Source organism: Aquitalea sp. LB_tupeE (assembly GCF_013391415.1).
Taxonomy (GTDB): domain Bacteria; phylum Pseudomonadota; class Gammaproteobacteria; order Burkholderiales; family Chromobacteriaceae; genus Aquitalea.
This window is the reverse complement of sequence record NZ_JACAXB010000018.1, coordinates 46,249-65,145: the sequence shown is the minus strand read 5'-3', so window position 1 is coordinate 65,145 and position 18,897 is coordinate 46,249. Positions and strand designations below refer to the sequence as shown.

General features: G+C 60.9%; 16 protein-coding genes. 8 read left to right on the top strand and 8 right to left on the bottom strand.

Annotated features, from left to right (window positions below):
- The first annotated feature begins 43 nt into the window (after positions 1–43).
- The 5 genes from HWX34_RS09790 to HWX34_RS09770 are packed head-to-tail and all read left to right on the top strand — an operon-like array spanning position 44 to position 4,386.
- Entirely contained in the window at positions 44–262 is a 219-nt protein-coding gene (locus HWX34_RS09790; RefSeq protein ID WP_178972073.1) for a hypothetical protein, read from the top strand.
- A complete protein-coding gene (locus HWX34_RS09785; RefSeq protein ID WP_178972072.1) occupies positions 259–1,782 on the top strand; it encodes a cation/acetate symporter ActP in 1,524 nt (507 codons plus the stop codon). Before HWX34_RS09790 ends, HWX34_RS09785 begins: the two co-directional genes overlap by 4 nt.
- Before the next feature lie 36 nt (positions 1,783–1,818).
- Complete coding sequence (locus tag HWX34_RS09780; RefSeq protein ID WP_178972071.1) at positions 1,819–2,442, top strand: glutathione S-transferase family protein; 624 nt, start codon at positions 1,819–1,821, stop codon at positions 2,440–2,442.
- Between the two features lie 17 nt (positions 2,443–2,459).
- The gene (locus tag HWX34_RS09775; RefSeq protein ID WP_255496660.1) at positions 2,460–2,975 is read left to right on the top strand and encodes a cupin domain-containing protein; all 516 of its coding nucleotides are present in this window, start codon (positions 2,460–2,462) and stop codon (positions 2,973–2,975) included.
- Between the two features lies 1 nt (position 2,976).
- Positions 2,977–4,386 (top strand): FAD-binding oxidoreductase, encoded by a 1,410-nt coding sequence (locus tag HWX34_RS09770; protein ID WP_178972070.1) that lies wholly within the window; start codon positions 2,977–2,979, stop codon positions 4,384–4,386.
- Here the strand turns inward: HWX34_RS09770 and HWX34_RS09765 are convergent.
- The 5 genes from HWX34_RS09765 to HWX34_RS09745 form a co-directional block, all read right to left on the bottom strand.
- Positions 4,378–6,129, bottom strand: a complete 1,752-nt coding sequence (locus tag HWX34_RS09765) for a tetratricopeptide repeat protein (RefSeq protein WP_178972069.1) — start codon at positions 6,127–6,129, stop codon at positions 4,378–4,380. The genes HWX34_RS09770 and HWX34_RS09765 overlap by 9 nt on opposite strands.
- A gap of 64 nt (positions 6,130–6,193) precedes the next feature.
- Positions 6,194–8,068, bottom strand: coding sequence for a methyl-accepting chemotaxis protein (locus HWX34_RS09760; protein ID WP_178972068.1), 1,875 nt, complete (start codon positions 8,066–8,068; stop codon positions 6,194–6,196).
- 476 nt (positions 8,069–8,544) lie between these two features.
- Entirely contained in the window at positions 8,545–10,167 is a 1,623-nt protein-coding gene (locus tag HWX34_RS09755) for a 3-(methylthio)propionyl-CoA ligase (RefSeq protein WP_178972067.1), read from the bottom strand.
- Positions 10,168–10,474: 307 nt separating this feature from the next.
- The gene (locus HWX34_RS09750; RefSeq protein WP_255496659.1) at positions 10,475–11,002 is read right to left on the bottom strand and encodes a response regulator transcription factor; all 528 of its coding nucleotides are present in this window, start codon (positions 11,000–11,002) and stop codon (positions 10,475–10,477) included.
- 2 nt (positions 11,003–11,004) lie between these two features.
- Positions 11,005–12,264 carry a HAMP domain-containing sensor histidine kinase gene (locus HWX34_RS09745; protein ID WP_178972065.1) on the bottom strand — a complete coding sequence of 420 codons (1,260 nt, stop codon included), beginning with the start codon at positions 12,262–12,264 and terminating at the stop codon, positions 11,005–11,007.
- 138 nt (positions 12,265–12,402) lie between these two features.
- Here HWX34_RS09745 and HWX34_RS09740 point away from each other — a divergent pair, with 138 nt between their 5' ends.
- Positions 12,403–12,792: a hypothetical protein gene (locus HWX34_RS09740; RefSeq protein WP_178972064.1), complete on the top strand. Its 390-nt coding sequence runs from the start codon at positions 12,403–12,405 to the stop codon at positions 12,790–12,792.
- A 155-nt stretch (positions 12,793–12,947) separates the two neighbouring features.
- Here HWX34_RS09740 and HWX34_RS09735 read toward each other — a convergent pair whose 3' ends face one another.
- The gene (locus HWX34_RS09735) at positions 12,948–14,309 is read right to left on the bottom strand and encodes an ATP-binding protein (RefSeq protein WP_178972063.1); all 1,362 of its coding nucleotides are present in this window, start codon (positions 14,307–14,309) and stop codon (positions 12,948–12,950) included.
- Complete coding sequence (locus HWX34_RS09730; RefSeq protein ID WP_178972062.1) at positions 14,306–14,968, bottom strand: response regulator; 663 nt, start codon at positions 14,966–14,968, stop codon at positions 14,306–14,308. The genes HWX34_RS09735 and HWX34_RS09730 overlap by 4 nt, the downstream gene beginning before the upstream one ends.
- Before the next feature lie 240 nt (positions 14,969–15,208).
- On the opposite strand from HWX34_RS09730, the gene HWX34_RS09725 reads away from it, so the two are divergent.
- Both HWX34_RS09725 and HWX34_RS09720 read left to right on the top strand, forming a co-directional pair.
- A complete protein-coding gene (locus tag HWX34_RS09725) occupies positions 15,209–16,144 on the top strand; it encodes a UDP-2,3-diacylglucosamine diphosphatase (RefSeq protein WP_178972061.1) in 936 nt (311 codons plus the stop codon).
- Positions 16,132–17,169 carry a glycosyltransferase family 1 protein gene (locus HWX34_RS09720; RefSeq protein ID WP_178972060.1) on the top strand — a complete coding sequence of 346 codons (1,038 nt, stop codon included), beginning with the start codon at positions 16,132–16,134 and terminating at the stop codon, positions 17,167–17,169. The genes HWX34_RS09725 and HWX34_RS09720 overlap by 13 nt, the downstream gene beginning before the upstream one ends.
- A gap of 666 nt (positions 17,170–17,835) precedes the next feature.
- Here HWX34_RS09720 and HWX34_RS09715 read toward each other — a convergent pair.
- Positions 17,836–18,846 carry an isocitrate/isopropylmalate dehydrogenase family protein gene (locus tag HWX34_RS09715; protein WP_178972059.1) on the bottom strand — a complete coding sequence of 337 codons (1,011 nt, stop codon included), beginning with the start codon at positions 18,844–18,846 and terminating at the stop codon, positions 17,836–17,838.
- Between the last annotated feature and the right edge of the window lie 51 nt (positions 18,847–18,897).

The following is an 18,897-nucleotide window of genomic DNA, read 5'->3' as shown; positions in this document are numbered from 1 at the left end:
AGCCTGCTGGCGGGCCGCCGCTTTCTGCCTGTGCGATACCTTTATGATGAAGTCTTGCATTCACTCCCCCGGCAGCCTGGCCGTACTGATACTGCTGTGCTGCCTGGGCTACTTCCTGCTCATTGCCTGTGCCCCAGGGTTATTAGTGGGCAGCATCGCAGGCTGGCCGCGCAGCATCTTTCTGGCCCTGCTGCTGTTTGCACTGTTTCTGGCCATTACCTTGTGGCAAGCCTGGATCAAGGATAGAAAGCAGCCAACATGACGGCCGCCAGTGTGTTTTTCCTGCTGTTTGTCGCCGCAAGCCTGCTGTTGACCGTGTTTGCAACCAAACGTACGCATTCTTCCGGTGATTTTTACACTGCGGGCGGGCAGTTACCTGCCTGGCAAAACGGTTTGGCACTGGCAGGCGACTACCTGTCGGCGGCGGCCTTTCTTGGCTCCATCGGCATGTATGTGGGTCAAGGTTATGACTCGCTGGTGTATGCCGTGGGTACGCTGGCCGGCTGGCCCCTCCTGATGCTGTTGCTGGCTGACAAGCTACGCGCACTGGGCCGCTACAGTGTGGCAGATGTCCTCAACAGCCGCTTTGACGACCCGCGCGTCCGTCTGCTGGGCATCGTCAGCTCGCTGACCGTCACCGTGTGCTACCTGATCGTTCAACTGGTTGGTGCGGGCAAGCTGCTGCAATTGCTGTTTGGCCTGCCCTATCTGTTTGCCGTGGGGCTGGTGATCATGCTGATGGTGATACAGGTGGCCCTGGGCGGCATGCTGGCCACCAGCTGGATTCAGATGGTCAAGGCCGTGCTGATGCTGCTGTGCGCGCTGGTGCTGGCAGGGGGCGTGTTGTCCCGCTTCGGCTTCAGCGCGCCCGCCTTGTTTGCCCGCGTCGCGCAAATCGAACACGGTCAGTTGTTGCTGCCGGGCAAATCACTAGCCAACCCGGTGGAGGCCTTATCGCTGGGGCTGGGGCTCAGCCTTGGTCTGCTAGGCCTGCCGCATGTGCTGATGCGCTTTTTTACCGTGGCCGACAGCGCGGCGGCACGACGTTCTGCGGGCTGGGCTACCTGCCTGATCGGCCTGTTCTTCTGCCTCAACATCATCATTGGCTATGGTGCTCTGGTTCTACTGGCGCCAGAAAGCCGCTTTCACGACGCGGCAGGCAAACTGTTGGGTGGGGGCAATATGGCAGCGCTGCATCTGGCCAGCCTGCTCGGTGGCAGCCGGCTGCAGGCCCTGATTGCCGGGGTGGCCTTTGCCACCATTCTGGCCGTGGTGGCAGGCCTCGCCCTTAGCGGTGCCAGTACCATCAGCCACGACCTGTACGCGCTCTGGCTATGCCGTGGACAGGCCGATCCCAAGAAAGAATGGCAGCTGTCACGTCTATCCACCCTGTTGCTGGGCCTGGTAGCGGTACTACTGTCCACCCTGTTCCAGAACCTGAACATTGCCTTTCTGGTAGGACTGGCCTTTGCCATTGCCGCTTCCAGCAATTTCCCGGTACTGCTACTGAGCCTGTACTGGCCAAGGCTGCAAGTGGCTGGCGTGCTGGCTGGTGGCTACGGCGGCATGCTGGCCGCCCTGCTTTGCATCCTGACCGGGCCGGCGGTATGGGTGGGCATGCTGGGCCATGCACGCCCGCTGTTTCCTTATGCCAACCCGGCCTTGTTTTGCGTCCCCCTCGCCTTTGCTGCCGCCTGGCTGGCATCGAGAGGCTGGCGGCAGGTCAAGCCTGTTGACGCCAATGCGGCAGACGCAGACACTGCCACTGGCCACGGCAACTGAACAAGCATCATCAACATCACAACAAGACCTTACGACATGACCACTCTTACCCTGTACGGCAACTGTTTTTCCGGACACAGCTATAAAGTACGCCTGGCGCTGATGCTGGCCGATGTTTCCCATGATTACGTACATGTGGATCTGGCCTTGCCACGTAGCGAGCGACCGGAAGACTTCCGCGCTGCCAGCCGCTTTGGCGAAGTACCGGTACTGGTGGCCGATGGCACGCCGATGTGTCAGTCCAATGCCATCCTGCAATGGCTGGCCGATAGCTATGGTCGGCTGGACGGCGCGCCGGGCGAGCGCCAGCTGGTGCGTGAATGGCTGTGCTGGGAAAGCAATCGTATTGGTTTTTCCCTGCCCAACCTGCGACTGGCGCGCAAATTCTTCCCGCAACCGGCCGAAGTCAGCACCTGGCTGGAACAAAGGGTGAAGGCCGACCTGAACGAGCTGGAAAGCACGCTGAGCCAGCATGCTTACCTGATTGGCAGCACGCTGACAATTGCCGACCTGTCGGCTAGCGCCTATCTGTGGTGGCTGGGCGATGCCGGACTGGATATCACAGCCTGGCCGCACGTGGCGGGCTGGCTGGAACGCATCAGCCAGCTGCCGGGCTGGCAGCATCCGGACGAGCTGATGGCTGCGGAAATTCCGGACTGAAAGCGGTAAGGAGCCAGATGATGGAACGGCCATCCTGCATCAAACACTGGAGCGAACTGCAAGAACCGGACAATGCCAGCTACCCGGATAGCAGCGAATTGCTGTCCATTGGTTCGCCACTGGGAAAGTTTTTTGGTCTACAACGCATCGGCATTCATCACGAATTGCTGCCGCCGGGCCGCCGCACTTCCTGGCCCCATGCGGAAAAAACCGAAGACGAATTCGTCTACGTGCTGGAAGGCGAGCCGGATGTCTGGCTTGATGGCGTACTGTACCGCCTGCAGCCCGGCGACACGGTGGGCTTTCCCGCTGGCAGCGGCATGGCCCACAGTTTCCTCAACAACACCGCGCACGATGTGCGGCTGTTGTGTGTAGGCGACCGCGACCGCAACGACAACCAGCTGCACTATCCTTTGCACTCCGCGCGCAATCTTGCGCTTGGCCCACGCCATTGGCATGACAACCCAGGCCAGTTACGCGGCGAGCACGACGGACTGCCGGATGCCTTGCGCGCGCAACAGGAGCATGACTGAGATGTCCCACTTCCTTGACGCCGTTGCGGCCATTGTCGGTGCGACCCATGTGCTGACCCTGCCGGAAGATACCGCGCCCTTCACGCTGGACTACCGCCGTCGTTATCAAGGCCAGCCACTGGCCGTGGTGCTGCCGGGCACTACCGCCGAAGTGGCGGCCCTGTTGCAACTGTGCCAGCGCCAGCAGGTGGCCGTGGTGCCGCAAGGTGGCAATACCTCGACTTGCGGTGCGGCTACGCCGGATGGCTCGGGACGGCAACTGGTGGTGGCCATGCAGCGCCTCAACCGCCTGCGTGCCATCGACACCGCCAACAACAGCATCACAGTGGAAGCCGGCATGACGCTGGCCACGCTGCAACAACGGGCGGCCGAGGCCGACCGGCTGTTCCCGCTGTCGCTGGCCAGCGAGGGCAGTTGCCAGATCGGCGGTAACCTGTCCACCAATGCCGGCGGGCTGGCGGTGCTGCGCTACGGCACCATGCGTGAATTGACGCTGGGGCTGGAAGTGGTACTGCCCGATGGCCGCGTGCTGCACCAGTTGTCCGGCCTGCGCAAGGACACCAGCGGACTGGACGTGAAGCAGTTGTTCATCGGCGCGGAAGGGCAGCTGGGGCTGATTACCGCCGCCACGCTCAAGCTGTTCCCACTCCCCACTGCCCATGCCACCGCCTGGCTGGGTGTGGACAGCAGCCAGGCTGCCATCGACCTGCTGTCCGCCTTGCGCCAGGCCTTTGGCGACCGGCTGACCACTTTTGAAATCATGTCGCAGCCCTGCCAGCAGCTGCTGGAGAAATACCATCCGGGCCAGTTGCCCTTCATCCAGCCCTGGGCGGTGTTGATCGAGCTGTCCGACAGTGGCGACAGTCATCGACTGCAACAGCAGCTGGTGGATTGGCTGAGTACGCAACAACTGGCCGATGGCGTACTGGCGCACAGCGAAGCCGAGCGCCAGCAACTGTGGCAGCTGCGCGAAGCCATGTCGGAGACCCAAAAGCGTGATGGTGCCAGCATCAAGCACGATATCGGCGTTCCCAGTTCGGCCATTCCGGCCTTCCTGGCCGACTGCGAAGCCGCGCTGCGCGCCGCCTTTCCCAGCGTGCGCATCATCGCCTTTGGCCATGCCGGCGATGGCAACCTGCACTACAACATCAGCTACACCAGACCTGATAACGCAGAACTGTTCGCCGACGAAGAGCGTGTCAATGCCATTGTCTACGACCTGGTCTACCAGCATCAGGGCACGCTGGCGGCTGAGCACGGCATAGGCCAGCTCAAGGGCCACTGGCTGCAACGCTATCAGGACCCGGTGGCCTTGCAACTGATGCAAGGGGTCAAACAACTGCTGGACCCGCAGGGGCTGATGAACCCGGGCAAGTGGCTCTCCCCCGCCCGCTCAGACACTTCAGGCTGAGTACCGGGCCAGTTCACCGGCCAGCCGGTGGATCAGCCCTGCCCAATCCCCCGCAGCCTGCTGACGGCGCAGGCGCATGGCGGGATACCAGACACTGGTTTCGCCCTGCCAGCCCCAGCGCCAATCGGTGTGGCTCCCAGACAATAGCAGCCAGGTCGGCAAGCCCAGACTGCCAGCCAGATGCGCCAGGGCGGTATCCACCGTCACCAGGCCATCCAGACCACCCAGTACCGCCGCCGCGTCAGCCAGATCATCCAACCCGTTCTCCCCTGCCTGCCAGTTGGCAAATCCGGCCAGCCATTGCTGTTCCTCCGCCTGCACTGGCAATTGCAAGCTGGTCCATTCAATTCCGGGCAAGGCCAGCAAAGGCTGCAACAAGCGGACATCCGGCAGCGAGCGGTGATGGTCGAACGGGTGCAGGGCATTGCCACGCCATACCAGGCCCAGCTTGCGTAACCGTGTACCCGGCACGGCCTGAGCCGTGGGCGGCATGACAAAACAGGCAGGAGCCACAGCCGCCGGGTCGGCCACCAGCCAGCGTGGCAGGCTCATGGCAAACACATGGCAATCATGCGCAGGCAAGTCCATGTCCAGCCGCTGCATGGCTAGCCAGTGCACCGGATAGTCTAGTGGCAGGCTTTGCAGCAGGCGTAATAGTTCGGGACGGCATACCACGGTCAGCCGGGCGGGCTGCAACAAGGGCAGATAGCGACAGAATTGCAGCGCATCACCCAGCCCTTGCTCGAACCACACCAGCAGGTGTCGCCCTGCCAGTGCCTCGCCCTGCCAGCACGGGGTCCCGATCTGCGGCAAACCGCTTGCACCCGGCGCACGCTGCAAGCGGGCTTCCAGCAGCGGCCAGCCTTCGTCCCAGCGCTGTTGCGACAGCAGCAGATAGCCCAGGTTTTGCCGGAAGCGCGGCTGCTGCGGGGCCAGTTGCACTGCCATGCGCAAGGCTTGCTCTGCGGCGTCCGCCTGACCTAGTTCACTGCAGGCCATACCCAGCGCGTCGTGCAAGACCGCCGCTGCCGGATGGTGTGCAATACCCTGCTGTAGCAGCGCATGCGCAGCCTCGGCCTTGCCCTGCTGCAGCAGGCCATTGGCCTGATTAAGCCAGATTTCTGCGGGTGGCTTGCTGTGTTGCAGTGCGCGTTGCAGCAAGTCGGCAGCAGCCTGCCAGCCGCCTTGTTGCTGATACAACAGTGCCAGATTATTCAGGGCAACCAGGTGGTGCGGGTCTTGCTGCAGCAATGCTTCCCAGCAAACCTCGGCAGCGGCAGGCTTGCCCAGCTGCTGATGACACTGCGCCAGCCCGGCCAGGCTGTCGACATCCTGTGGCTGCACGCGCAGCAATGCTTCCCAGCAAGCTTGCGCTGCGTCCGGCCTGCCGCCATCGGCCAGCAGACAGGCCAGATTACCCAGACTGGCCGGGTGGTCGGGCTGACGTTGCAACTCGGCCCGATAGTGCTGTTCGGCCCGTTCCGGCTGACCGCTTTCCGCGTACAGGCAGCCCAGGTTGTAATGGGCGTCGGCCACAGAGGCATCCAGCTGCAAAGCCTGTTGCCAGCATTGCTCGGCCAGATTGCCCTGCCCCAGCCGGGCCGCGCAGACGCCCAGCAGGTTCCACACCGGTGCATTGTCCGGCTCGGCCTGCAAGCAAGCCTGAGCCGCCTGCAAGGCAGCGGACAGATTGTGTTCCGCCAGCAAGATGGCGGCCCGCAAGGCCAGCGGGGACAAGTTCATGGCAGCGCTCCTGGTCGATGCTGCCATGCACCCACCACATCAGCAGCCCCGCCATTGTAGAAGCCTACAAGTGGAATTTGGCAAACTGGCCATTCATTTGCCCGGCTTTGTCTGCCAGGCCCTGCAAGGTCTGGCTGGCTTGTTGCAGCATGTCATCGTTCTCCAGCACCCGGCTGTTGATCTGCTCCGAGCTTTGCGCAATCAACGTACTGGCATTGTGCTGCTCCTGGGTGGAATGGGAGATCTCCGACATCTTGCTCACCACATCCTGCATGGAATGGCGGATAGACTGGATATTGGCCACCGCATCACGCGTCAGTTGCACGCCGTCGTTCACCACATGCACCGTGCGCTGGACGTCGTCCACCGCCTTGCCGGTTTCGGTGCGGATGGCACTGACCATGCCGGCAATTTCCACCGTGGCCTGGGCCGTGCGCTCTGCCAGTTTGCGCACTTCGTCGGCCACCACGGCAAAGCCACGGCCTTGTTCACCGGCACGGGCGGCCTCGATGGCGGCATTCAGCGCCAGCAGATTGGTTTGATCGGCAATATCGCGAATCACCTCGGTAATGCCGGAAATCTGCTGCGAACGCTGCTCCAGCGCGGCCAGCATGCCTTCCAGCGCACACACCGACTGGCCGGTGCTTTCCATGCCGCTGGCCAGCTGCTGCATGCCGTTGGCTCCGGCATCCAGGCCCTGGCCGGTACGCGTTGCCAGCACTGCGGCCTCACGCGCGTGGTCGGCAATCTGGGCGATGCTGACTGTAATCTGCTCCAGCGTGGCCGCACTGCTGGAGGACATATCGGAAATGCCCCGCGCCCGCTCGGCCACCTCGCCCACTTGTCCGGATACCTGGCTGACACCGACCACTACCCCGCCGGCATCATCGCGCAGCCCGCGGAACAGCCTGCCCAGTTGCTCGACAAACTGGTTGAAAGCGGTGGCGGTGGCGGCAATTTCATCCTGACCGCTTATCTTCAGCCGCAAGGTCAGGTCGCCTTCGCCGTGGGCAATATCCTGCATGGCCTGTTGCAATGCCACCAGCCCGCCCAGCATGCGTCCCAGCAACACGCCGGCCAAGGGAATCAACAGCACGAATATCAGCGCACTCAAACCGGCAACGGTCAACAGCAGGGTATTGAGCGGTGCCAGAATGTCAGCCCGGTGCGTGGCGAGGCCAATCAACCAGTCACTGCCCGGAATATGCTGTATCGATAACAGCATGTCCTGACCATCCAGTTCCACCTGCTGCAGGCCTTGGCTATTCGCCAGCTCGGTCAGCCGGGCGGCGTTCAGTGTCGGTGCCAGCGTGCTGATGGGCTTGAGCGTCAGCCCGGCCTGCGGATGCGCGAGGATGGTGCCCTTGCCGTCGGTGATGAAGGCATAGCCATTGCCGCGAACCTTCAAGGACAGTACCGACTGCACCAGGCTATCGACAAACACATCACCACCGGCCACGCCAACGGGCTTGCCGCCTTGCAGGATAGGCGCAGCCACCGTGATGGTGAGCTTCTTGCTGGCTTCGTCCACATAGGGTTCGGTCACCACCGGCTTGCCTGCCGCCAATGCCTGCTGATACCAGTCGCGCGTGGTGACCTTGTAGTCGGCAGGGGCCTGCCAGTCATCGGAAAACACCGAGCGGCCATCGGCAAAACCCGCGTAATTGACATTGAATCCGGCGCGCGCGCCCACCTTGAGAAAGCGCAGGGCATCGGCCTGCGTGGCCACCTCGGCCTGGGCGGTAATTTCCTGCTTCTTTTCATCCAGCCAGGTTTTCACCACGCTGCCCTGCCCTTTCAGCGCGGAGTCAAACTCGTGGTTCAGGCCATTGAGAATTTCGCCGCGCATCTGGATGAACACAATCAATACCAATACCAGCCCGAACACCGCCATCAACAAGGCATTGAATACAATCAGTTTACTGCGCAAGGATTTCATTTTTTCCCCTGGCGAAATGGTGATGCCCTAAGCATGAAGGTAAGCGTTTTCTGGCAGCGGGCAGCTGGCTGCCAACAATCTTGACATTAAATTATGAAATACTTATTTACATTTTGATCCAGAACAGCAAAGCGCCTTTACAGCAGGCATGCAGGGGCATCAAAGGGATGGTGCGGGGAAAGACAGGCAAAAAAAATCCCCTGAGGGTTCTCAGGGGCCAACACGAGGAAGAAACATCTGGCTGGGGTTGCCAGCTTGATGCTTCGAGGGGCTAACACCACAAAAGGTCTTGCGACCTTCAGTGCGATGCACAATTTAGCGCAAATGCTCTATTCTGTCCATTCAATTCAGCGGCTTAGACTCGCTAGCAAAACCCCCTAGCCTGCGTGCGCCTTTTTGCCGTACTTTTTGTACTGTCTGCGTCGGCGCGCCTTGGCCCGGGTTCTCTACGCGCGTTTGTCAGCAGCTCTTAGCACTCAAGCCCACTGGTAATCCTTGAACATTTCACGCAGTTTCATCTTCTGCAATTTGCCGGTGGCGGTATGCGGCAGCTCATCCAGGAACACCACATCGTCCGGTGTCCACCATTTGGCGATCTTGCCTTCATAAAAGCCGATCAGCTCATCGCGGGTCGCGCTGGCACCGGGCTTGAGCACCACCACCATCAGCGGGCGTTCATCCCACTTGGGGTGTACCACGCCGATGGCGGCGGCCTCGGCCACTGCCGGGTGCCCCACCAGAATGTTTTCCAGTTCGATGGAGCTGATCCATTCGCCGCCGGACTTGATCACGTCCTTGGTGCGGTCGGTGATCTTCATATAGCCGTCGCGGTCGATGGTGACCACGTCGCCGGTATTGAACCAGCCGTCATCAGTATGCGAATCGTCCCGCTCGCGCTTGAAGTAGCGCGATAACACCCAGGAACCCTTCACCTGCAAGTTGCCGAAGGCCACGCCATCGTTGGGCAATGGCTTGCCTTCGTCATCGACAATACGGATGGCCACACCGTAAATGGGACGGCCCTGCTTGGTTTGCAGTGCACGTAGTGTCGGCGTGTCGCAGCCGTTGTGCTTGAACTTGGGCGTACTGGTGGTGCCACAGGGCGACAGCTCGGTCATGCCCCACAGCTGGCGCAGTTCGGCACCGTGTTCGGCCAGCTGGTCCACCATGCTTTCCGGTGCGGCCGAGCCGCCGACAATCACCCGCTTCAGAGTGTGGATCTTCAGATGATTCTTCTGGCAATGCTGCAACAGCATCATCCAGATGGTGGGCACGCCCGCCGCCATGGTGACGCCTTCGGTCTCGATAAGCTCGTACAAGTTGACGCCGTCCATCTTGGGGCCGGGCAACACCAGCTTGGCGCCGTTCATGGTGCAGCTGTAGGGCAAGCCCCAGCCATTGACATGGAACATGGGGACAACCGGCATGATGGCACCCTGGGCCGAGATATCCAGACTATCCGGCAGCGAGCTGGCAAAAGCATGCAGCACGGTGGAGCGGTGCGAATACAGCACGCCCTTGGGGTTGCCAGTAGTGCCCGAGGTGTAACACAGGCTGGAAGCCGTGTTTTCGTCGAATTCCGGCCACTGGTAATGGTCGCTGTGGCTGTTGACCAGGTCTTCGTAGCACAACAGGTTGTCCAGTGTGGACTCGCGCGGCATGTGGGCGCGGTCGGTCAGCAGGACAAAGTGCTGCACGGTGCTGAGTTCGGCGGCAATCTGCTCCACCACGGACAGGAAGCTCAAATCGAACATCAGCACCTTGTCTTCGCCATGATTGATGATGTAGCTGATCTGCTCGGCAAACAGGCGCGGGTTGACCGTGTGGCAAATGGCCCCGGAGCCGGAGGTGGCAAAGTAGATTTCGTAATGGCGATAGCCGTTCCAGGCCAACGTGCCTACGGTATCGCCGTGCCCTACCCCAAGCCCGGCCAGCGCATTGGCCAGTTGCCGGCTGCGGCGCGCGGCTTCGCGGTAGGTGTAACGGTGAATCGGGCCTTCCACGGTACGCGACACGATTTCGCTATCGCCATGGTAGGTTTCGGCATGTTGCAGCAGGGCGGAAATCAGCAGCGGCTGTTCCATCATTTGTCCACGCATCTTGTTCCCCTCTATTGTCGTGGTTTGTGAGTCCATCAAAAGACCATAGGCATTTCACGGCAATGGCTCCAATCATATTTTCTGATGCCATCCGGAAAGAGCTGCTGATGAAAACCGCCGTTTCCATCCATGACAATGGAAACATCCGAGCGCTTGCTTGGTTGCATGCAAGAACAGAAGGGGTATTGCGGCACATAGGCCGCATGAGATGCGGGTGGCAGGCCAGACTGGGCGCAAAGCCAGCTGGAAAGCTTGTTTCCAGCTGGCAGATTGTCAGCTGTACTTTACATACAACAGCTGATGCGTTTTAGCTTTTCACCGGGCGCTTGGCCAGCATGCGTTGCAAGGTGCGCCGATGCATGCCCATGGAGCGGGCGGTGGCGGAAATATTGCCGTCGTGTTCGTTCAGCACCCGTTGCAGATGCTCCCAGGTGACACGACGCAACGACATCGGCTGCGGGGCCAAGGGTAATTCCGGGTTAGCCGTCACTTGCTGGAAAGCCGCCAGAATATCCTCCACACTGGCCGGCTTGGCCAGATACTGCACCGCGCCCAGCTTGGTGGCCTCCACTGCGGTGGCAATGCTGGCATAACCGGTGAGCACCACCACTGCCGCTTGTGGATAGCGCTGACGCAATGCAGGCAACAAACGCAAGCCGCTTTCCCCTTCCAGGTTCAGGTCCAGCACAATGCGCAACGGTGGCTCGTCACGCAGCTGCAAGGCTTGCGCGCCGTCCGCTGCACATTCCACCCGGAAGCCACGTCGTCCCAGCGAACGCGCCAGCACACTGCTGAAAGCCGCGTCATCATCCACCAGCAAAAAATCCAGCGCCATGCTCATTCCTCCAGCCGCAAGGGCAGGCGCACACGGGCATGCACCCCGCCCTCCGCCCGGTTATCCAGGGTCAGTGTGCCGTTCAGTCGCGCCAGCGTGGCATGGCTCAGCATCACGCCCAGCCCCATGCCTGCCGGTTTGTCAGATGCCAGCGGTGCCAGCCCGGCACGTTGCAATTGCGCTGCCGACAAACAGCCCACCGGATTGATGATGTCCAGCTGCAAGCAGTCGCCGGATAGCGTGGCCGTCACCGTCAAGGCACCGCCGCCCGCTTCGGCAGCATTATTGATGAGATTGAAAAAAGCCGGCCAGAACGCGGCATCCAGCCATACCATCGGGTCCGGGCCGGTGGCAGCCTGCCATTGCAACTGGACATCCGGCCGTAAGCTGCGCCAGCCGGATAGCTGCTGGGCCAGCGTGGCAAATAGTGGCTGGGCGGCATCACTTTGGGCAATGCCTTGCTTCAAACGGGCGAGCGCCTGGGCACAACTACCCAGCTGGGCCTGCATCAGGCGCAGGTCCGCTTGCAGATTTTCGTCCGCCGCATGTTGTTGCAGCATGTCATCCACCAGCAGGCTAAGGGTGTTGATGGGGGTGGACAGGGAATGCGCAGCACCGGCTGCCTGCATGCCCACCGCCAGCAACTGCTCATCCCGCAACTGGGTTTCCCGTGCGGCAGCCAACGCAGCCTCGCGAGCCGCCAGTTGGCGGGCCAGCCAGGAGACAAAGCTGGTAATCAGCAGCGCCGACAGGGCAAAGGTCAACCACATGCCCAGCAAATGCAAAGAGAAAGCATAGGCGGCATCACTGCCCTGCAAGGGCCAGGGCAGATGCCAGGCAAACAGCAAGGCATAGGCCAGCATGCTGAGCAGGGACAGGCCCCAGGCAAACAAGCCCGGGGACAACAAGGCAGCAAACAGCACCGGCGGCAAATACAGAGAGGCCAGCGGATTGGCCGCACCGCCGCTGAACGCCAGACACTCGGTCAGTGCCAGCACGTCGGCCAGCAGCCCCAGGCGCAGCATCAGCAAGGGCGAGCCATGCCGTGGCACACGGCGGCCAAGGATGAAGTTGAACCCAGCCAGGGTGGCCAGAGCTTGCAACAGCAGCAGCCAGGGCAGCGCCAGGCCGCTGGCCGCACACAGCAGCAGCAAAGCCAGGCCGGCAGCCAGCATCAGCCAGCGCAAACGGGCGATCAGGCGCACCGCATCGGGCAGGTCAGCCACCAGGCGTGCGGAAGAAGATAATAATTGGGCCAGCATGGCCGACACTTTAGCATTCCGCCGCCGGTTTGGTGGCTGCGACATAATGCCGCAGCGCCACCTGTGCATGGCTCGTCGCCGTCGCGACAGTCTGCTAGTCTTGCAACACTTTTTGTCGAACGCGTGCGGATGAAACATTTGAAACTTGCAGGCTGCGGCCTGACCCTGTTTATTGCGCTGGGGCCATTGGTGGGCCTGCTGGCGACCGGCGTCATGCCCATGCTGGCCTACATGCTGGGTGCCTTGCCTGCAGCCTTGGCCGGGGTATTGCTGGTGCTGTTGCGGCTGTCGCTGGAGGCCAGCATCAGCCAGTGGCAAGCACGCTGGCCGCGCTGGCGTCTGCTGGTGCTGGCCGCCTTGCCCGGCGCGCTGATCGGCGGAGTCATTACGCTGTATTACAGCCGCTGGTTGCAACCAGCCTTGTACGACCCGGTGTTCAACTACTATGTGGGCGCGGTGGCCGGCGCGGTATGCAACGCCCTGTACTGGCACTTGCCAGCCAGCAACGCGAGTAGCAAGCCCGCCTGAACGGCGGGCAGCGACAAAAAGAAAGCCCGCCAGGTCGGGGCGGGCTATCACACCTTGGAGTATGCCATTGCAGGGGGCAAAGCCTGTCAGCTGGCATTGCTTGCTACCTTAAAGCCCTTGAGGGCCCATGACAATGCGACAGATTGCCGCAGCGCCTAAGCCGCCCTCTGCAGGCTGACACGCAGACCACCCTCATCCCGGTTGCTCAGTTGCATCTGCAAGCCATGCAGGCTGGCAATGCGCTCGACAATCGACAAACCCAGCCCGCTACCGGGCATTTCCTGCCCTGGCGGACGGAAAAAACGCTCCTGCACCCGGGAAAGCCACTGGGCTTCAATGCCCGGTCCATTGTCCTGGACCACCACTTCATCCGCCAACAGCAGCAGTTCGATCCGGCTGCCTGCCGGGCAGTAGCGCACCGCATTGTCCAGCAGATTACGCAATAACAGCGTCAGCAAGGTGGCATCGCCATTCAGGGGCAATACCGCCTTCGTGCTGGTCTGCCAGTGGGTTTCCAGCACCGTGTCTTTTGCGGCAGCGGCAGTGGTCACGTCGCTCAGCGCATCCCGGCTGATTTGTTGCCAGTCCACCGGCTGCGGGCTGAGCAAACCCTGCAAGGGGTCCAGCCGGGAGAGTGCCAGCAACTGCGCCAGCAGGCGGGTGGCACGTTGTATGCCCAGCTGCAATTGCTGCAGGGCATGTTGCCGTCCGGCTTCGTCCGGCATCAATGCCATCACCTCGGCCTGCACTTGCAGGGCAGCCAGCGGGGTGCGCAACTCATGGGCAGCATCGGCAGTAAAACGCCGTTCATGCTCCATGGCCTCGGCGATGCGGGCAAACAAGGCATTGAGTGCCTGCACCATGGGCAACACTTCACCAGGCACGTTTTCCGACAATGGCGTGCTGTCCAGCACGCTGCGCTGGCCCAGTTCGCCTGCCACCTGCTGCAAGGGCCGCAAGCCTTTGCGCACCGCCCACAGAATCAGCAGCAACAGCACCGGCAGCCCGAGCAACCAGGGCAGCAGCTGCCCTTCTATTACCTTGACGACCACCTCGTGGCGCAGCTTCTGCCGCTGACCGACGGCTACCAGTCGCGTACCATCCGGTGCCGGCAGATAAAACAGACGCCATTCGTCCTTGCCGTCATCAGCACGCACGCTGTAAAAACCACGCCGGCTGGCATCAAAAGTAAAGCGTCGCCCCTTGCCATCACTTAGCAGCAGGTTGCCATCGGCATTCCATACTGCAAGGCCGATGTCGTCATCCTCGGCTTCACCCCGATCACCGCCACGGATCAGCTTTTTGGTTTTGGGCAGCAAGGGCAGGTCGTCACCATGCTCACCCATGTTCACGATCAGCAACTGGCGGGCAAACAAGGTCAGCTGCGTATCGTAAAGTTCGTCCACTTCATGATGTGCCACATAGGCCGCCACACCGGTGGACACCAACCAGATCAGGGGCACGGAGACCAACAGCAGAATGGCCAGCCGTCTTTGCAGGGTTGGCTGGTGCATCATGCCGGCTCACCCAGTGCATAACCCACCCCGCGCTGAGTGCGAATAAAAGCCGCGCCCAGTTTTTTGCGCAGGTGGTGCACATACACTTCCACCGCATTGCTTTCCAGTTCCTGCCCCCAGCCATACAGTTTTTCTTCGATCAACTCACGCGGCAGCACCCGGTCCTTGCTGGACAACAGCAGCTCCAGCAAGGCCAGTTCCCGTGCGGTCAATTCCAATGGCACCTCGCCCAGCCAGGCGGTGCGCGCCACCGGGTCCAGGCTCACCCGGCCATGACTCAGGCGATTGCTGGTCTGGCCGTGGCGGCGGCGAATCAGGGCCCGCAGCCGGGCAGCCACCTCACTGAGCGCAAAAGGTTTGACCAGATAGTCATCGGCACCGGCATCCAGCCCCTTGAGCCGGTCATCCAGTGCATCACGGGCCGTCAATACCAGCACCGGTACATCCTGCCCGGCCTTGCGCCAGGCGGTCAGGATATCCATACCGTCCATGCCCGGCAGGCCCAGGTCCAGCACCACGGCATCAAACGGTGCAGCCGTCAGCGCAGCCAGGCCTTCACGCCCCTGCCGAAACCAGTCCACGACAAAGCCCAGCTGGCTCAGCCCCATTTTCAGGCCATCGCCGATCAGCGGGTCATCCTCCACCACCAGAATGCGCATGTTCATTTCCTTGTCTCGAACGCCACCACAGCAAGCTAGTCGGCCTATTGCAACACGATCCCCACCCAAAAAACCATGGCGCTGATCAAGCAGGACCCAGCCTGGATGGCCCAGTAGAACAGAACTGTCTTAAACCCGACTTAAAGCAGCCCGCGTCATGCAGTCGTCACCAAAGCCTCATCGCCCCGTCATCTGCAACATGCAGCATGGCGCTGTACACCACGGTAGAACGGACCCGATATGCAGCCCGCCTCCGACACTGTCAAACAGCACCACTACCGCGCCATCTGGATTTCCGACGTCCATCTGGGCACTGCCGGCTGTCGCGCCGACCATCTGCTGGATTTTCTCAAACATAACGAATCGGACCATCTCTATCTGGTGGGCGATATCGTTGACGGCTGGCAACTGAAAAAATCCTGGTACTGGAAGCAAAGCCACAACGATGTGGTGCAAAAGGTGCTGCGCAAGGCGCGCAAGGGCTGTCAGGTGGTGTACGTACCGGGCAACCACGACGAGGCCGCGCGTCATTACACCGGGCTGGATTTTGGCGGCATCGCCATCCGGCGCGAAGCAGAGCACATCACCGCCGACGGCAAGCGTCTGCTCATCATCCATGGCGACGAATTCGATGGCGTCATCCAGCACATCAAGTGGCTGGCCTATGTTGGCGACTCACTCTACACCGTCATCCTGCAACTGAACCGTGGCTTCAACTGGCTGCGCAAACAGCTGGACCTGCCTTACTGGTCGCTGTCGCAATACCTCAAGCACAAGGTAAAGAATGCGGTGAATTTCATCAGTGACTTTGAAAAGATCCTGGCCGGGGAAGCACGCCGCCGCCACTACGACGGGGTGATTTGCGGTCACATCCACAAAGCCGAAATCCGCGACATCGACGGGGTACTGTACGGCAACAGTGGCGACTGGGTGGAAAGCCTGTCAGCCCTGGTTGAACATGCCGATGGCCGGCTGGAAGTGGTGTACTGGACCACGCTGCTGAGCCAGCCGGAAAAAACCAGCCGAAAAGTGCGCGCGTCCCAGGACAAACCGCAAGCAGTCATTGAACACAGCCCGCTGGGCCAACCCGGCATTCCCGCCCCGCAACCTGTGCAATACCACGGCAACACCTCTTCCCATTCCGACCCCAGCCAGGAGACCCCATGCGCATCCTGATCGTGACCGACGCCTGGCAGCCCCAGGTCAACGGCGTAGTCCGCACCCTGACCGAAACCTGCCGCGAACTGACTGCCTTCGGGCATCAGGTTGAAATGATCACCCCGCTGGAATTCCACACCCTGCCCTGCCCCACCTATCCGGATATCCGGCTTTCAATATTGCCCTACCGCCAGGTGGCACAGCGCATTGCTGCACTGGCACCACATGCCATCCACATTGCCACCGAAGGGCCGCTGGGCCTGGCGGCACGTCGTTACTGCCTGCGCCACAAATTACTGTTCACCACCGCCTATCACACCCGCTTCCCGGAATACATCGCCGCCCGCACCCGTTTGCCGCTGTCCATCAGCTATGCCTGGATGCGCCGCTTTCATAATGCCGGTGCTGCCACCATGGTGCCCACCCAGTCCATTGCCAACGACCTGCGTGCCCGCGGCTTTGACAAGGTGGTGCTATGGAGCCGCGGCGTGGACATTGGCATGTTCAGTCCCGGAGAACGAGACCGGCTGGAAGAAAGCCGAGCGCCCCGCTTTGTCTATATCGGACGCGTGGCGGTGGAAAAAAACATCGAGGCCTTCCTGAAGCTGGATCTACCCGGCAGCAAATGGGTAGTGGGAGACGGCCCGCTGCTGCCACGGCTGCAACGCGAATACCCCGAAGTGCACTTTGCTGGCGTATTTCCCCAGCCAGAGCTGGCCCGTTTCTACCGCGCCGCAGATGTCTTCGTCTTCCCCAGCCTGACTGATACCTTCGGCTTGGTATTACTGGAAGCCATGGCCTGCGGCACACCGGTAGCCGCTTATCCGGTAGCCGGACCGCGCGACGTGGTCGGCCATAGCGGTGCTGGCGTCTTGCATGAAGATCTGCGTCACGCCTGCCTGGAGGCACTCAAGCTGGACCGTACACATGTGCGGACCGTGGCCGAAAGATATTCCTGGGCTGCCGCCACGCGTCAGTTCGAGCAACACCTGCATCCCAATCAGCCAGCACAAGTGGCGAGGCTGGAAGCGCAGACCGGCTGAGTCACCACAATAGCCTGCGTTGCAAAATCGCAGCGCTGGCCAAACCAGTGCTGGCGAGCAATCAGTACAATGGCATAGAAAAAACCGCGTCGGGACTGAAAAAAAACTTGAGTCCGCCAATGCCAGGCCTATACTGAAATCATTCAGTAACAGGGAGGGTTTGGGATGAGTCATTGGCCGGATTCCGACAACCTTGTTCACACCGGCGTTCAGAACCCATCACCTTTTCAGGTTTGATGGCGGGCAGTTCAAGCTTGCCCGAGAGCGCAACAAGCGTCCATTGCGGATGCATCAGACGACAGGTCGTCGGTACGCCAGACACGAAACAACAGACTTTGCTAAAGCATGATGAGTAAACCGGGAAGTCATTCCCCTCTGCGCTGCCGTAACAGGTAGCGAGCATGATGTTACCGCCCAGACGAAACCGGGCATGTTTACCGTAGCATCAGTTGTTTGAGACTTATCTTGTGCTGTGCATACAGCCTGTTCTTTGGTAGACCTGCAAGGCAGCAGTCGGGAGCATCGTTGGCAGACATGTTCCACGCCAAGCAGGGTGAAAACTTGTATGTGATGTTTGCGTTATCCCGCAAATCCTTCTTTTCAAACATGCAGTGACACACCACAGAGGGCGGCCGGTCAAGCCACCCTCTTTCTATTCCAGCTTCTCTATCCCTGCGCCTGCTTCAACCTGTCGATTACCGCCCGCGCCAGATGCTGCGTACTCACCCCCGGCGAAATCACATCCGGCGTGGCAATGCCATCCTGCAAGGTCGCCAGTACCGCCTGCTCCACCCTCATGGCCAGATCAGCCCGCTGCCACCAGATGCGCAGCAACATGGCAGCACTGAGAATGGCCGCCAGCGGATTGGCAATGCCCTGGCCGGCAATATCCGGGGCAGAACCATGTACCGGCTCGGCAATGGCTGCCACCATGCCCAGGTTCAAGGAAGGGGCCAAGCCCAGTCCACCACCAAAAGCCGCCACCAGATCGGACAGAATATCGCCGTACAGATTGGGAGCCAGCAGCATGTCAAAACTTTCCGGTGCCTGCGCCAGGCGCATGACTGCGGTATCCACCAGCATTTCATCTACGGCGATTTCCGGGTATTCCAGCGCCACCTCGCGGGCACAGTCGCGAAACAGGCCATCCGTGCGTGGCAGGATATTCGCCTTGTGGATGATGGTGATGCGCTGTCGTCCGGCATGTCTGGCCAGTTCGAACGCACTACGGGCAACTCGAAGAGAAGCGCTACGGGTGATGCGCTTGATTGCGACAGCCACCTCGCCATCTGACTGCTCATCCCCGACATAGAGGTCTTCGGTATTTTCCCGAACGATGATGAGGTCGATGCCCTGACGGCACACGGTGAGCGGCAGACTGAGCGTGGGACGGATATTGGCATGACAGCCCAGTTCGCGGCGTAACTGGACAATGGGGGAGCGATACCCCTCCACCAGCTGCATGGGAGAACTCACTGCGCCGAAAAACACGGCTCCGCACTCGCGTGCTGCCTCCAATGTCTTGTCTGGCAAGGCCTTGCCCTGGCGCTTGAAGGTTTCCCAGCCGGCATCGGCAAACACCAGTTGCAAACCCGGCAATACAGCTTGCAATACACCCACGGCAACGGGAACCACCTCATGACCAATCCCGTCTCCGGGAATCACACACAGCTTCATTGCTTGCTCCGCTTTCTGTCAGCAGGACAGTAGATTGTACGCGCCCCGCTT